The sequence below is a fragment of the Novosphingobium sp. FKTRR1 genome, from assembly GCF_020404405.1.
Lineage (GTDB): Bacteria > Pseudomonadota > Alphaproteobacteria > Sphingomonadales > Sphingomonadaceae > Novosphingobium.
The window spans coordinates 221,509-237,221 of sequence record NZ_JAIZDA010000004.1; the positions used below are offsets into that span (position 1 = coordinate 221,509).

Below are 15,713 nucleotides of genomic sequence, written 5' to 3' on the forward strand. Positions count from 1 at the left end.
AAGCCCCGCGTGGACCTCGCCGAATCCCGGCCGAACCCCTAGTCTGAGCCAATGCCTTACGCCCCGTTCGTTCCGCTGCGTGTCTTCTCGTCCTACACCATGCTCGATGGCGCGGTGGACCCAAAGGACATCGCCAAGACAGCGGCGGACCGGGGTTTCCCGGCGATCGCCATCACCGACCGCAACGGCCTGTACGGCTCGGTCGCTTTTGCCAAGGCGTGCAAGGACAAGGGCGTGCAGCCGGTCATCGGCACGATGCTGGCGGTCGCCCGTCCCGAGCGCGATGGGGCTGGCAAGCCCGGTTTCGGCAATCATGCGCCGACGATCGACTGGCTGGCGCTCTATGCTCAGGATTCTGCGGGCTACGACAACTTGTGCCATCTCGTCAGCCGCGCGCATCTTGATCGTCCGCTCGAATTCGCGCCGCATGTGCTGCTCTCCGATCTGTTCGGCCACACCGAGGGGCTGTTGTGCCTGACGGCTGCAGGCGAGGGTGCGCTGGTGCGCCTGCTGGCGGGTGAGCAACAGGTGGCTGCGGAAGCGTATGCTACATGGTTGTCCGAACTGTTCCCCGACCGGCTCTATATCGAGATCGCGCGTCGGGGCGAGGAGGCCGAGCAGCGTGCCGAGGAGGCGCTTATCGAGCTCGCCTATGCACGCGACCTGCCATTGGTCGCGACCAATCCGGCCAGCTTTGCCGAGCGCAGCTTCTATGCCGCGCACGACGCGATGTTGTGCATCGCCAGTTCGACGCATGTGGACAGCACCGACCGCCCGCGCTCGTCGGTGGAATGGTGGATCAAGCCTGCGGCGGTGATGGAAGAGGCGTTTGCCGATCTGCCCGAAGCGCTGGCCAATACGCTGGTGGTCGCGCAGCGTTGCGCGGTCATGCCGCCCAAGCGCAAGCCGATCTTGCCCAGCCTTGCTGGCGATCAGGAGGGCGAGGCCAAGGCCTGTGCCGCCGACAGTCGCACCGGTCTGGTGGCGCGGCTGCGTCCCTATTACCCCGAGGCGACGCACGGCGAGCTGGCCAATCTGCTTACGCTGGGCCCCGATCTGGAAGCCGATGCGGGGCAGTTTCCAGCACTCGCTGCCGCAGGTATCTGGGACGAAGTGCTCGGCTATCGTGAGCGCCTGGAATTCGAGATCGCCATCATCAACCGGATGGGGTTCGGCGGATACTTCCTGATCGTGGCCGACTTCATCAAGTGGGCCAAGGATCAGGGCATTCCGGTGGGGCCGGGGCGCGGATCGGGCGCAGGCTCGCTGGTGGCTTGGGCGCTGACCATCACCGACCTTGATCCGATCAGGCTGGGGCTGCTGTTCGAACGCTTCCTGAACCCCGAACGCGTGTCGATGCCCGACTTCGATATCGACTTCTGCGAAACGCGGCGTGGCGAAGTCATCCGCTATGTTCAGCGCAAGTATGGCGATGACCACGTCGCGCAGATCATCACCTTCGGCAAGCTGAAGGCGCGCGCGGTGCTGCGCGATACCGGGCGCATCCTGCAGATGAGCTATGGTCAGGTAGACCGGCTGTGCAAGATGGTGCCCAACCATCCGACCGATCCGTGGCCGCTGCCGCGCGCTCTTAACGGCGTGGCCGAACTGCGCCGCGAGTATGATCGCGATCCCGAAGTGCGTCGGCTGATCGATCTGGCGATGCAACTGGAGGGTCTGCCGCGCAACAGTTCCACGCACGCGGCGGGCGTGGTGATCGGTGATCGTCCGCTGGCGCATCTGGTGCCGCTCTACCGCGATCCGCGGTCCGACATGCCGGTGACGCAGTTCGACATGAAGCATGTCGAGGATGCAGGCCTCGTCAAGTTCGACTTCCTTGGCCTGAAAACGCTGTCGGTGCTGCGCAAGGCGGTCGATCTGCTGGGTCGCCGTTCGATCGAGATCGACCTGTCGGCGCTGCCATGGGACGATGCCGATGTCTACAAGCTGCTGCAATCGGGCGACACGGTCGGCGTGTTCCAGCTGGAATCCGAAGGGATGCGGCGCACGCTGGCGGCAGTGAAGCCGACCAACTTCGGTGACATTATCGCTCTCGTCTCGCTTTATCGCCCCGGCCCGATGGACAACATTCCGCTGTTCGGCCGCCGCAAGAACGGCCTGGAAAGCATCGAGTACCCGCACGAAAAGCTGTCGGGCATCCTGTCCGAAACTTACGGCATCTTCGTCTATCAGGAACAGGTGATGCAGGCCGCGCAGATCCTGGCGGGCTATTCGCTGGGCGACGCCGACTTGCTGCGCCGCGCCATGGGCAAGAAGGTCCAGGCCGAAATGGACGCACAGCGCCAGCGTTTTGTCGATGGCTGCAAAACCGTGTCAGGGATCGAGGCGGGCAAGGCCAACGAACTGTTCGACTTGATCGACAAGTTCGCAGGCTACGGCTTCAACAAGAGCCACGCCGCCGCCTATGCGCTGCTCGCCTATCAGACCGCATGGCTCAAGACGCATTACCCGCACGAATTCTACGCCGCCTCGATGTGCTTCGACATGCACCAGTCGGAAAAGCTCAACATCTTTGTCGATGACATGCGCCGCAACGGGGTGGCTCTGGCCGGGCCCGATATCAACAAGTCGGAAGCCGAATTCACGGTCGAGCGCACGCAGGATTCTTATGCGGTGCGCTATGCGCTGGCAGGGCTGCGCAATGTCGGTGAAAAGGCGATGGAAGCGATCGTTGCCGAACGTGAGGCCAATGGCCCGTTCACGGGTCTGGACGACCTTTTCCGCCGCATCCCGGCCGGATCGATGAACCGCCGCCAGCTTGAAGCATTGGCGGCAGGCGGCGCGCTCGATGCGCTGGAGCCCAACCGCGCGCAACTGATCGCCAACGCTGAATTGCTGATGGCCGTTGCGGACGAGGCGGTACGCGCACGTACATCAGGGCAGGGCGGCCTGTTCGGTGGGGATGATCATGCGGTGCCTGCGACAAGGCTGGTCGAGACCAAGCCATGGACCCGCGCCGAGCAGATGGCGGCCGAGCGCGAAAACTTCGGCTTCTATTTCGCGGCGCACCCGGTCGAGGAGTACCGTGCGGTCGCCTCGGCCAATGGTGCGCGCACTTATGCCAGCCTGATGGCCGGGGGCGATGGCGGAGCGCGGTCAGGCGCGGTCATGGCAGCGCTGGTGGAGAACGTGCAGAAGCGCAAGACCAAGCGCGGCAAGGACTTCGTGTTGGCCGATTTCTCCGATGCGAGCGGGCTGTTTTCTGCCTCGTGTTTCGAGGAGTCGATGGTCGATGCCTTCGTCCAATGGGCGCGCGAGGGTACGTGCGTGCTGCTGACTGTGGAACTTGATCGGCCCAATCCGGACGAGCCGCCGCGCGTGACGGTGCGCGGCGGACGACCGCTGGACACCGTGACAAGCGCCAGCCGGATGCAGTTGAAGCTCGACATCACCCGGCCCGAAGCAGCGACCGAACTGGCGCTGCTGCTTCCGCGCGCGCGCGACGCCAAGGGCGAGGTGTTCGCGCGGTTGCGCACGGGCGGCCCGCGCGAACCGTTGGTGCGGTTGGGGTCAGACTTTCAACTCGACAGTGAACTAATCGAACGGTTGATTCCGATCGAGGGCCTTGCCAATGTAGCGCTGACGGCGAAAGCGGACAGACATCTGCGGCTCGTCGAATAAAACGGCTGACAAACAAGAACGTCGGCAAAACAACGATAAGATCATTCAGGAGGGATGCTGATGCTGCTCGGTGCGATGCAGGACTGGACGCTGCGGGTAACGCACCTGATCGATCATGCGGCGCGCGAACATGGCGGGCGCGAGATCGTCAGCCGTTGGGCCGATGGCAGCGAAAGCCGCACCAACTGGGCCGGCATTCGCCGCGATGCGATGCGCATGGCCAATGCCTTGCGTGCGCTCGGGATCGGACAAGGCGAACGGGTGGCGACGCTGGCGATGAACCACCATCGCCACCTGATCACCTGGTACGGCGCGGTGGGTGCAGGCGCGGTGCTGCACACCGTCAACCCGCGCCTGTTCGACGACCAGTTGGACTACATCGTCAACCATGCCGAAGACCGGGTGTTGCTGTTCGACAAAGTTTGGGCCCCGATCGTCGAGCGAATGAAGCCGCGCTGGCCGACGATCGAGCACTACATCTGTTTCGATAGCGACGAGCCGGCCCCGCACTTCGAGGACTGGATCGGCGGGTACAGTGCCGAGGGTGCGTGGGCTGAGGGCGACGAGCGCGATCCGTGCATGCTGTGCTATACCAGCGGCACCACCGGCAATCCCAAGGGCGTGCTTTATGAACACCGCTCGACGATGCTGCACGCCTTGACCTGCCTGTCGCCCGGCGTGTTCGGCATGGATTGCCGTGCGGTGATGATGCCGATCGTGCCGATGTTCCATGCCGCCAGTTGGGGACTGCCTTGGGCAGGGGCTGCTGCGGGGGCGAAATTCGTATACTCGGCGGTCAACGATGCCGCCGTGCTGTGCGACTTGTTCGAGCGCGAGAAAGTCACCTGTTCGGCGGGCGTGCCGACCGTCTGGCTCAGCTTGCTCCAGCATCTGGATGCAACCGGCAAGGAGATCCCCGAAACGCTGCAGCAGGTGGTGTGCGGCGGGTCGGCGATGCCGCGCGCGATGGTCGAACGGTTCATGGCCAAGGGTATCCGCGTGGCCCACGCCTGGGGCATGACCGAAACCTCGCCCATCGGCACCACCGGGTGCGAGACGTGGAACTGGGATGATCTCTCGTTCGAGGAACAGGTCACGGCCAAGGCGATGCAGGGCCGCGTGCCGTTCGGGGTTGAACTGCGCTGCGTCGATCTGGGCGATGCTGACACGGTATTGCCACGCGACGGGGTCACGGCGGGCGCGCTGCAAGTGCGCGGGCCTTGGGTGGTCAAACGCTACTTCAAGGCCGAACGCGATGCGACCGGGGCCGATCAATGGTTCGATACCGGCGATGTCGCGGTGATCCACCCCGACGGTACGCTGCAATTGACCGATCGCACCAAGGACGTGATCAAGTCGGGCGGGGAGTGGATCAGCTCGGTCGAACTGGAAAACGCCGCAGTCGGCCATCCTGCCGTGGCCGAGGCCGCCGCGATCGGCATTTTCCATCCCAAGTGGGACGAGCGCCCGCTGCTGGTTGTCGTCAGGAAACCCGGATCAGAGGTCAGCGAAGGCGAATTGCGCAGCTATCTGGCGCAGCACGTGGCCAAATGGTGCGTGCCCGATGCGGTGGCCTTCGTCGACGAGATTCCGCACACTGGCACCGGCAAGATCAGCAAGAAGGACTTGCGCTACCGGTTCCGCGACTATGCTTGGGCGGCTTGATTGGGGCTGCCTGATCCGGCTGCCTGATCCGGGTGCGGGCAAATTGGGGGAGAAAGCGTAATGACCGGCCATATCGATCCGACCCGCGAGAATTTCGACAGGTTCAAGGCGCTGCCGCGTGACACGCCGATCCACATGCTCAACCTCGTGCGGTTCCGCGCTGAGGCGGCCTATCCCGAGGGGCACCCGCTTGCAGGCAAGGGGCTGACCGGGCACGACGCTTATGTCGAATACATGCGTACCATCCAGCCTGTGCTTGAGCGCGCAGGCGGGCACATCGTGTGGAAAGGCCTGTTCGAAACCGTCGTTACCGGCCCGGCCGACTGGCCTTGGGATGAAAGCTTCGTGATGGCCTATCCCGATGCCGCAGCGTTCATGGGTATGGTCAAGGATCCCGACTATGCCCCGGTCGTCGTCCATCGTCAGGCCGCTGTTGAGGATAGCAGACTGGTACGATTTGCACCCGGATCCTAAAGCAGACTGAGTTGCCCATCGAGCCGGGGGGCGCGGAACTGCGCACAATCCAGTTCGGCCCGTGCCTGCGGAATGCCCGCTTTCTTCACGGCAATACGAAAACGGGTGCGGATCAGGTCGGCCCATACCCCGACCGGCTTCATCCGGGTGAAAAACGCGCTGTCGTAATCCTTCCCTTGCCGCATCGATTGGACGGCGTGCATCACTTTGTCGGCGCGGTCGGGAAAGTGCGTGTCCAGCCATTCGCGGAACAGCGGCGCCACTTCATGCGGCAGGCGCAGCATGATCCAGCTTGCCGACCGGACCCCCAGTTCTCCACCTTGCGCGACAATCGCCTCGATGAACTGGTCGGTTATCGCCGGGATGACCGGCGAGACACCGAGATGGGTCGGCACTCCGGCGTCTGCCAGCGCTTTCAAGGCGGCCAGCCGTTTGGCCGGACTGCTTGCGCGTGGTTCCAGCAGGCCGGAAAGGCGCGGATCAAGGCTGGTAACCGAAACGCCGACTGCCACCAGTCGGCGCCCCGCAAGTTCACGCAGCAAATCGAGATCGTCCAGCACGCGCGCCGATTTGGTGGTGATGGTCAGCGGATGGCCAACTTCAAGGCACAGTTCCAGCACTTGGCGAGTGATGCGGTAACGCGTTTCGATCGGCTGGTAAGGATCGGTATTGGTGCCCATCGCCAGCGGTTTGGGAACGTAACCGCGTTTGGCAAAAGTCTTGCGCAAGAGCGCAGCCGCTTGCGGTTTTGCGAATAGTTTTGTCTCGAAATCGAGGCCCGGGGACAGATCGTGGTAGGCGTGGGTGGGGCGCGCATAGCAATAGATGCAGCCGTGCTCGCACCCACGATAGGCGTTGACCGAGCGGTCGAACGGCACGTCGGGCGAGGAGTTGAAGGTCAGTATCGACTTGGGAAATTCGTCGGTAACGGTGGTGCGCAGTTTTGGGCCCGGTCCGTCGATCTCCTCACGCGCATCACGCCAGTCCCCATCGTCCACGCGCGAGGCGAGGCCGAACCGCGTGGGAGCCGCCGCCGATTGGGCACCCCTGCCATGAACCCTGGAGGACATGGCAAGATAAGAACATAAAGTGAACTTTGACGCAAGTCCCGACCGTTCAAGTCCCGAGCGTTATCCCCTCCGAGAAGTGTCAGGCTGCGATATGCAGACGCAGCAATTCCAATCCATGACTGATGTGATTGCCGGGGGTGGTCAGTCCCATTGCGTCCAACCGTCCAAGTAGGTGTGCAATTTCATCTGCAATTTCAGCCACTTCAGGTTCAGCCACTTCAGGCTGGTCGGGTGCGGCTTTGAAACTTGCCGCGTCTGCATCCGAGCGAGCGGAGGGGCAGGAGGTGATATGCTTGTCGTGGATCGTCATGACACCCCAATGCCCGCACAGCGCCGGAAATTGAAGTCCGATTTTGTGATCTGGCGCACATATTGCTCGTGATCGGAGCTACTTTTCCAGCAGGCGCGGCATCAGTTCGACAAAGTTGCAGGGACGGTTGCGGCTGTCTAGCTGCTCGGCAAGGATGCCGTCCCAACCATCCTTGACCGCACCATTGGAGCCGGGCAGCGCAAAAATGTACGTGCCACGCGCCACGACTGCGCAGGCGCGCGACTGGATCGTGCTGGTGCCGATCGTCCGATAACTCAACCAGCGGAACAGTTCGCCAAAGCCGGGGATGTCGCGGGTCTTGACCCGGTCGAGCGCTTCGGGCGTGACGTCGCGTCCGGTAAGACCGGTGCCCCCGGTGATGACGACCGCATCGATGCCGGCATCATCGATCCAGCGGTTCAGCAGCGCGGCGATGGCGGTTGCATCATCCTTTTCGATGGTGCGTGCGGCAAGGGTGTGGCCGGCGTCGCGAATGCGCCCGGCAAGGATGTCACCCGATGTGTCCTGATCGGGGCCGCGGGTATCCGAAACGGTCAACAACGCGATATTGATCGGCTTGAACGTGCGGGTCAGGTCAATTGCCACGCGAGGCGATCCTGACCGATTCGGTGCTGCCCAATCCGGGAAACTTCGGCCACAGGCCTTGAGTCAGCCCGAGGCGGCTTTCGGACGGGCCGCCCGCTTGGCGTTCGTACATCCAGTAGTTGCGCAAAACCGTGGCGACATAGCCGCGCGTTTCCCAATAAGGGATCGATTCCATCCACAGCAGCGGGTCGCCATTGTCGCGGATCGCCGTATTCCAGCGATCGACCGGCATTGGCCCTGCGTTATAGGCGGCGATTACCTTGGGCAGCAGCCCTTGAGTAGCGGGCTTGTCGCGCAACAAGGCGAGATAGGTCTGCCCGAAGGCAAGATTGACTTGCGGCACGTCCAGTTCGCGATCGCGCCCCTGCATCAGCGGTTCGATCTTGCTCATGTCGCGCGCGGTGCCGGGCAGCACCTGCATCAAGCCTTTGGCACCGGCGGGGCTGGTGACTTGGGTCCGAAAGTTGGATTCCTGCAGAGAATGGGCGAACAGCAGGGCCGGATCGACCTTCCAGCCGTTGGCGGGTGCCCATTTGGGCGCTGGGAAGCGCGCCGCCTCATCCGGGCGGGCCCCGGCGGGGGCATTGTAGGCCATCCACAATTGGGTGGCGGGCAAGCCAAGATCGCGCGCCAGGCGGGAAAGCGGCGCGTAGAGCGCGGGATCGCCGATGCGGGCCTGATAGCGCAGCACTTCATCGGCCAGACCATCCTCCCCGATCTCGGCGAGTTGCACGGCCAGCCGGACATTGGCGCAAGCCCGCAGATGTTGCCAGTCATCGGCGGAGAAATCGGGTGCGGCAGCGGGGACGCTGTCACGCAGACCCAGCGATTCGGCAGCCAACATGCCATAAAGCGTGTCGCGCGCGGTGGCAGCCTTGCGCAGCGCTTGTGCCACATTCTCGGGGTGGCGTGCGCGCATCCATGCTCGACCGGCCCAGTAATTGGCAGCAGAGGCCAGTTCGACGTTCGGCGCGCTGGCCGCTGCGCTTTCAAAACTGGCGGCGGCGGCTTCCCAGTCGTTCAACCGCCACGCGGCAAGGCCAGCGGTCCAGCGCGCTTCGCCGAGCCATGCCCCGGTGCCAGTCTCAGCCGCCGATTGCGCGACAAGGCGTGCGTTCGCATCGTCGTTGCCGATATAGAACGCCCAACCGACGCGCTGACGCCATTCGGTGCGTGCTTCATCCGAAAGCATGGCGTCGATGCCATCAAGCAGAACGCGGGCGCCAAGGGGATCGTCGTTCTTGATCCGGTCCATGATCGCGCTGGCCACGCTGTCGGGCATCGTGCCGTCGGCCACCGGGCGTGGCTTGGTCCGGCGCGAGATCGTCGGCAGCGTGAACATCGGTTGCGTGGTGGGCAACGCGATCGGCAACGTCGTGGCGCCACGCTTCAGCGCCAGCCGTCCGACCTGATCCGACCAGGGCAAGTCGGGCGCAAGCGTCAGCAGTTCAGTCAGGCGTTGCAGGTCAGCTTTGGGCGATCCGGCGGCAAGGTAGAATTGCGCACGGGCCACCGCGTGAAGCGGGCCATCGGTGCGCTGGGTGAGCATCAGCTGGACATTGGTCCAGTCCTGCTTTTCGATCGCTCCGAAAAGTTGCCGATAGAAGCCGCGATCATCCTCGGTCAGCAGGGTGGGGACGGCGGTGCGGTCGGCGCGCGAGCGGAAGTAGTCGGCCGCCGCACTGTTGGCCTGCGCCGTCGGCGCCACGCTCGCAGCGGCAGCCAGCAGGCCCGCAGCGGTAAGCAGTGTGCGCAAAAGGCGCGATGGCATCACGATGGTTCGGTCCCCACTTCCGGTTGCAACACGGTCCAGTCCAGCCAGCGCAGCCACAAACCCGCTTTTGCTGCCGGTTTCGACAGGTAATAGCCCAGTTCGTACGTGGCCAGCGCCGCGACCGTGCCCTGTTCATGGTTAAGTGAGCGTAAATGCGCAGCGCTTTGCGGCGAATCGTTGCCAAGCAGCGCCGAAACCCATGCTTGCCCGAAAACAAGTACCCGCTGCGGTGCTGCCAACGCGACATGGCGTTCCAGTACCGCGCCCAGTCCTTGTTCCTTCAACGCGATCCAGTCCGGCACCGCGATTCGTGCAGGCAGGGCCGAGGCCAGATAGACGCCATCGCGCTCAAGGCCGCAGGCGCGCAGCAGCGAATCGAGCAAAGCGCCCGCCCGTCCGGTTAGCAGACCTTCGGCGTCATCGGCTTCGGGCATGGCGACCAGCACCATGAGCGGCGCGCGCGCGGGCCCGGTGGGGGGTATACGGGGCATGCCTGATGGTGCAAGATCGGGCTGGCTCAGCCACCACGCCGCAAAGTCTGCAAGCGTTTCCGGCCAGCTTTCGCGCGGACCACCAAGCACCGGAATCGCAGGCTGGTCGGGCGTTACAGGCGGCTTTGGCGTGCGCTTTGGTGTGGGTTTGTCGGGATTTGCCTGTAGTTTGCTGGACGCAAGCCAGTCCTGCGGATCATCGACAAGGTCGCCTTCGACACCGGCGAGGCGCCACCAATCGATCGCGGCCGCGATATCAGGCGCGATCGCGAGAGTTTGCGCCCCCGGGTGGTTCCCGCCCGTTTTCACCAGTCCATCTGCCGCATCACTCTATGCTATTGACCTTGTGCGCCGCAGCTTTCAAGGCCAAGCGGTAATTCAATCGAACGTTTAGCAAGTCGGAGCGGGGAATGAGCGAGCGGGAGTCGATGCCGTATGACGTCGTCATCGTCGGCGGGGGGCCGGCGGGGCTGGGAGCGGCAATCCGTCTGAAACAGGTCAACCCTGACATTTCGGTCTGCATCCTTGAAAAAGGGTCCGAAATCGGGGCGCATATCCTGTCGGGCGCGGTGGTCGATCCGCGCGCGCTGGACGAGTTGTTGCCAGAATGGCGTGAGCAAGGCTGTCCGATGGCCGAAACGCCGGTCACCGACAACTGGCATTGGGTGCTGACCCGAACCGGCAAGGTAGCGATCCCGCACTGGCCGATGCCTCCGTTCATGTCGAACCATGGCAACTACACCGGCAGTCTTGGCAACTTGTGCCGCTGGTTGGCCGAGCAGGCGACCGAACTGGGCGTCGAGATCTTCCCAGGCTTCCCGGCCGCCGAAGTTCTGTACGATGAGAGCGGCGCGGTCCGCGGCGTCGCCACCGGCGACATGGGCGTGGGCAAGGACGGCGAAAAGAAGGGCGATTATCAGCCCGGCATGGAATTGCTGGCCAAATACACCCTTTTTGCCGAAGGCGCGCGCGGTCACCTGACCAAGCGGTTGAAAGCGCAGTACGATCTTGAGCGCGATTGCCAGCCGCAAGTCTATGGCATCGGCATCAAGGAGTTGTGGGACATCGATCCCGACAAGCACGTGCCCGGACGCGTGCTGCACACGCAGGGCTGGCCGCTGTCGGAAAGCAATTCGTGGGGCGGCGGGTTCCTCTACCATCAGGCCAACAACCAGGTGGCTTTGGGCTTCGTCACCGCGCTCGATTACGCCAACCCTTATGTCTATCCGTACGAGGAGTTCCAGCGCTGGAAGCAGCACCCGGAAATCCGCGCCATTCTCGAAGGCGGGCGCCGCGTGTCTTACGGTGCGCGCGCCATCAACGAAGGCGGCTGGCAGTCGGTACCCAAGCTGGCTTTCCCCGGCGGCGCGCTGATCGGTTGCTCGGCCGGCTTCGTCAACGTACCCCGGATCAAGGGCAGCCACACCGCGATCAAAAGCGGCATGCTCGCCGCCGAATCGATCGCGGCCGCCATTGCGTCGGGTCGCGAGCATGACGCGCTGGACGATTACGATGCCGCCGTGCGCGAAAGCTGGATCGCCAAGGAACTGAAGCTGGTGCAGAACGCCCAGCCGCTGGTCGCCAAGTTCGGCGGCTCGCTCGGCACCGTGCTGGCGGGCGCCGACATGTGGGCGCGCACGCTCAAGGTCAATCCGTTCAAGGGCATGAAGCATCACACCGATGCCGAAGCGACCCAGCGCGCCGACCTGTACAAGCCGATCTCCTATCCCAAGCCCGATGGCGTGATCACCTTCGACCGGCTGACCAATGTGGCGTTTTCGTACACCAACCACGAAGAAGATCAGCCGTGCCATCTGGTGTTGAAAGACCCGTCGGTGCCGGTGAACGTCAACCTGCGGCTCTATGCGGGGCCTGAAGCGCGCTTCTGCCCTGCCGGGGTTTACGAGTTCGTCGGGGTTGAGGAAGGCGCACCGCGCTTGCAGATCAATGCGCAGAACTGCGTCCACTGCAAGACTTGCGACATCAAGGATGCAACGCAGAACATCGACTGGGTAACGCCAGAAGGCGGCGGCGGCCCGAACTACCCGAACATGTGACCGGACGGGTCACGACGGTCAAAAGGCGAAGCGCCGGGGGTTGCCTCGGCGCTTCGCTGCGTTATCGGGAGTGCGATGAGCCTGCGCGAAACCGCCTATGCCAAGATCAACCTTGCCCTGCATGTGCGGCGGCGGCGCGATGATGGCTACCACGAGCTTGAAACGCTTTTCGCCTTCGTCGATGCAGGCGATGAACTGGTGGCGCGCCCGGCGCTGCAGGACCGGCTGCATGTGATGGGCGAATTTGCCGACGGCCTCGATAACCCTTTCGACAACATCGTGGCCAAGGCGCTGTCGGCCTTGCCGCACGGGGACGGCTGGGACGTGACGCTCGACAAGCGTTTGCCCGTGGCGGCTGGGCTTGGCGGGGGTTCGGCCGATGCAGGCGCGGTGTTCCGTCTGGCTCGCAGGGCCCATGGCCTGCCCGATGACTGGCATGCCCGCGCGGCCAAGCTGGGGGCTGACGTGCCCGCTTGTGTCGAAAGCGTTGCCTGCATCGGGCGCGGCACCGGTACCGAGCTGGAACCCGTCGCCAACGATCTTGCCGGAACCGCTGTGCTGCTGGTCAATCCGCGCATTCCACTGAGCACCGGACCGGTGTTCAAGGGCTGGGATGGCGTCGATCGCGGTCCGATGCCGGAAGGCGACTTGCGCACCATCGCGCTGGCCGGACGCAACGATCTTGAAGCCCCGGCGCTGGCGTTGGTGCCGCAGATTGGCGATGTGCTGGGCGTTCTGGCCCGCAGCGGCGCCTGGCTCGTCCGGATGAGCGGATCGGGCGCAACCTGCTTTGCGCTCTATGATAACGCCGAGCAGCGCGATCTTGCGCATTCGACCTTGCCGCCCGCGTGGTGGACACTTTGCGGGAGCCTGCGGTGATGGAACATGAAGCTTTCCGCCTGATCGGGGAGCCCAAGTTCGGCGGTATCCTTGTGGTTTCGGACCATGCGTCGAACCGCGTGCCCGATGACATCGAGCTTGGCATTGCGTCACACCTGCTGAACGAGCACATCGCCATTGATATCGGCGTGGGCGCCGTGGCGGAATTGCTCGCGCAGCGCCCCGGCATCGCTGCCTACCTTGGCAACGTCAGCCGACTGGTTTGTGACCTCAATCGCGCGGCCGATGAACCAAGCGTCTTTCCGGTGACCAGCGACGGCCATGCCATTCCTGGCAACGCGCTCGACCTTGCGGGACGAACGGCCCGATTGGCGCGTTTCCACGCTCCCTACCACGAAACGCTGGCTGCCTTGCTCGACCGGGTGCCGCAGGCGCTGTTGCTGTCCTTGCACAGCTTTACCCCCCAACTGGCGAGCAATCCTGAGGAAAAGCGCCCCTGGCATGTGGGCGTTCTGTACAATGCGGACGATCGCGCCGCCCGGCTGGCGATCCCGCTGTTGCAGGCAGAAGGTCTGTGCGTGGGCGATCAGGAACCCTATTCGGGCAAGGATCTGAACGAGTCGATGGACCGTCACGGCGAGGCCGAAGGGCGCCCTTATCTCGGTGTAGAAGTCCGTCAGGATCTGATCTCGACCCCCGCAGGGCAAACCGAATGGGCCGAGCGTCTGGGCCGCATCGCCAACCAGGTTGCCATTGCGCTGGCGGGGTAACCAACGCGCCTTTCGGTTGGTCGCAAATAATACCTTCGATTCCGTCGCTCAGAGCGGCTAGAGGGCGCAATCGGTCGCAAATGACAACCTGACTCAGGCACAGTCCACTGGTCGAGTCCGGTCATTCGGAGAAATCGCATGCCCCCCTATCGCTCACGCACCACCACCCATGGCCGCAACATGGCGGGCGCGCGCGGACTGTGGCGGGCCACCGGCATGAAGGACTCGGACTTCGGCAAGCCGATCATCGCCGTGGTCAACAGCTTCACCCAGTTCGTGCCGGGCCACGTGCACCTCAAGGATCTTGGCCAGATGGTTGCGCGCGAGATCGAGGCTGCGGGCGGCGTCGCCAAGGAATTCAACACCATCGCGGTCGATGATGGCATCGCCATGGGCCACGATGGCATGCTCTATTCGCTGCCCAGCCGCGATCTGATCGCCGACAGCGTGGAATACATGGTCAACGCCCATTGCGCCGACGCTATGGTCTGCATCTCCAACTGCGACAAGATCACACCGGGCATGCTGATGGCGGCGCTGCGTATCAACATTCCGGTGGTGTTCGTCTCCGGCGGACCGATGGAAGCGGGCAAGGTCGTGCTGCGTGGCAAGGAAACCGCGCTCGATCTGGTCGATGCCATGGTTGCCGCAGCCGACGACAAGTATACCGATGAGGAAGTGCAGACCATCGAGCGCTCGGCATGTCCCACCTGCGGATCGTGCAGCGGCATGTTCACCGCCAACTCGATGAACTGCCTGACCGAGGCGCTGGGCCTGTCGCTGCCCGGCAACGGCTCGACGCTGGCCACCCATGCAGACCGCCAGCGCCTGTTCCTTGAGGCCGGGCGCCTCGTGGTCGATCTGTGCAAGCGCTATTACGAGCAGGACGATGAAACCGCGCTGCCGCGCACGATTGCCGGGTTTGGCGCGTTCGAAAACGCGATGAGCCTCGATATCGCGATGGGTGGTTCGACCAACACCGTGCTGCACCTGCTGGCCGCGGCGCACGAAGCGGGGGTCGATTTCACGATGACCGACATCGACCGACTTTCGCGCCGCGTGCCGTGCCTGTCGAAGGTCGCTCCGGCCAAGTCCGATGTGCACATGGAGGACGTTCACCGCGCGGGCGGCATCTTTGCCATCCTTGGCCAGCTCGATCGCGCCGGTCTGCTCCACACCGATCTGCCGACCGTGCACAGCCGCACGCTGGGCGATGCGCTGAACAAGTGGGACATTTCTCGCACCGACGCGCCGTCGGTGCAAGAGTTCTTCAAGGCTGCGCCCGGCGGCGTGCCGACCCAAGTGGCGTTCAGCCAGAACCGGCGCTGGGAATCGCTCGACCTCGACCGCGAAACGGGCGTCATCCGCAGCGCCGAACACGCCTTCAGCAAGGACGGCGGGCTGGCGGTGCTGACCGGCAACGTCGCGGCGGATGGTTGCATCGTGAAAACGGCCGGTGTCGATGAATCGATCCTGAAATTCCGCGGCCCAGCGGTCGTGTTCGAAAGCCAGGATGCCGCCGTTACCGGCATTCTGACCGGGCAGGTCAAGGCGGGCGACGTCGTGGTCATCCGCTATGAAGGTCCGCGCGGCGGGCCGGGCATGCAGGAAATGCTCTATCCCACCAGCTACATCAAGTCGAAGGGGCTGGGCGCGGCGTGCGCGCTGGTCACCGACGGACGCTTTTCGGGTGGCACGTCGGGCTTGTCGATCGGCCACGTCTCGCCCGAAGCGGCGGAGGGCGGAACGATCGGGCTGGTCGAAACCGGCGACGAGGTTGCCATCGACATTCCCGGCCGCTCGATAACGCTGTTGGTCGGCGACGATGAGCTTGCCCGCCGTCGCACCGCGCAAGAGGCCCGTGGCGACGATGCATGGACTCCGGTCAAGCCCCGCCCGCGCAAGGTCAGCCTTGCCTTGCAGGCCTATGCCGCGATGGCCACCAGCGCGGCGCGTGGCGCGGTGCGCGATCTGTCCGGCCTGCGCAGGGCAAGCCGCAAGGAGCAGTGATACC

At 64.0% G+C, this 15,713-nt stretch carries 12 protein-coding genes; 7 read left to right on the top strand and 5 right to left on the bottom strand.

Annotated features, from left to right (window positions below; translation table 11 throughout):
- Nucleotides 1-51: 51 nt before the first annotated feature.
- From dnaE to LDN95_RS06455, 3 genes are read left to right on the top strand one after another with little or no spacing between them, the layout of a single operon-like run.
- On the top strand, nucleotides 52-3,642 hold the full coding sequence (dnaE, locus tag LDN95_RS06445) for a DNA polymerase III subunit alpha (RefSeq protein WP_226016821.1): 3,591 nt from the start codon (nucleotides 52-54) through the stop codon (nucleotides 3,640-3,642).
- A 54-nt stretch (nucleotides 3,643-3,696) separates the two neighbouring features.
- A complete protein-coding gene (locus LDN95_RS06450) occupies nucleotides 3,697-5,307 on the top strand; it encodes a long-chain fatty acid--CoA ligase (protein ID WP_226016822.1) in 1,611 nt (536 codons plus the stop codon).
- Nucleotides 5,308-5,367: 60 nt separating this feature from the next.
- The gene (locus tag LDN95_RS06455) at nucleotides 5,368-5,781 is read left to right on the top strand and encodes a DUF1330 domain-containing protein (RefSeq protein ID WP_226016823.1); all 414 of its coding nucleotides are present in this window, start codon (nucleotides 5,368-5,370) and stop codon (nucleotides 5,779-5,781) included.
- On the opposite strand, the gene LDN95_RS06460 is transcribed toward LDN95_RS06455, so the two are convergent.
- The 5 genes from LDN95_RS06460 to LDN95_RS23295 all read right to left on the bottom strand — a co-directional run bounded on the left by LDN95_RS06460 (nucleotide 5,778) and on the right by LDN95_RS23295 (nucleotide 10,341).
- A complete protein-coding gene (locus LDN95_RS06460; RefSeq protein WP_226016824.1) occupies nucleotides 5,778-6,851 on the bottom strand; it encodes a PA0069 family radical SAM protein in 1,074 nt (357 codons plus the stop codon). The genes LDN95_RS06455 and LDN95_RS06460 overlap by 4 nt on opposite strands.
- Nucleotides 6,852-6,930: 79 nt before the next feature.
- On the bottom strand, nucleotides 6,931-7,161 hold the full coding sequence (locus LDN95_RS06465; protein WP_226016825.1) for a hypothetical protein: 231 nt from the start codon (nucleotides 7,159-7,161) through the stop codon (nucleotides 6,931-6,933).
- A 78-nt stretch (nucleotides 7,162-7,239) separates the two neighbouring features.
- On the bottom strand, nucleotides 7,240-7,767 hold the full coding sequence (moaB, locus tag LDN95_RS06470) for a molybdenum cofactor biosynthesis protein B (RefSeq protein ID WP_226016826.1): 528 nt from the start codon (nucleotides 7,765-7,767) through the stop codon (nucleotides 7,240-7,242).
- Entirely contained in the window at nucleotides 7,757-9,538 is a 1,782-nt protein-coding gene (locus LDN95_RS06475) for a lytic transglycosylase domain-containing protein (protein WP_226016827.1), read from the bottom strand. Before LDN95_RS06475 ends, moaB begins: the two co-directional genes overlap by 11 nt.
- Nucleotides 9,538-10,341, bottom strand: a complete 804-nt coding sequence (locus LDN95_RS23295) for a uracil-DNA glycosylase family protein (protein ID WP_226016828.1) — start codon at nucleotides 10,339-10,341, stop codon at nucleotides 9,538-9,540. Before LDN95_RS23295 ends, LDN95_RS06475 begins: the two co-directional genes overlap by 1 nt.
- Nucleotides 10,342-10,442: 101 nt before the next feature.
- On the opposite strand from LDN95_RS23295, the gene LDN95_RS06485 reads away from it, so the two are divergent.
- From LDN95_RS06485 to ilvD, 4 genes are all read left to right on the top strand, one after another.
- Entirely contained in the window at nucleotides 10,443-12,089 is a 1,647-nt protein-coding gene (locus tag LDN95_RS06485) for an electron transfer flavoprotein-ubiquinone oxidoreductase (protein WP_226016829.1), read from the top strand.
- Between the two features lie 75 nt (nucleotides 12,090-12,164).
- Nucleotides 12,165-12,968 carry a 4-(cytidine 5'-diphospho)-2-C-methyl-D-erythritol kinase gene (locus tag LDN95_RS06490; protein WP_226016830.1) on the top strand — a complete coding sequence of 268 codons (804 nt, stop codon included), beginning with the start codon at nucleotides 12,165-12,167 and terminating at the stop codon, nucleotides 12,966-12,968.
- A complete protein-coding gene (locus LDN95_RS06495) occupies nucleotides 12,968-13,699 on the top strand; it encodes an N-formylglutamate amidohydrolase (protein ID WP_226016831.1) in 732 nt (243 codons plus the stop codon). The genes LDN95_RS06490 and LDN95_RS06495 overlap by 1 nt, the downstream gene beginning before the upstream one ends.
- A gap of 138 nt (nucleotides 13,700-13,837) precedes the next feature.
- Nucleotides 13,838-15,709, top strand: coding sequence for a dihydroxy-acid dehydratase (gene ilvD, locus LDN95_RS06500; RefSeq protein ID WP_226016832.1), 1,872 nt, complete (start codon nucleotides 13,838-13,840; stop codon nucleotides 15,707-15,709).
- Nucleotides 15,710-15,713 lie beyond the last annotated feature (4 nt).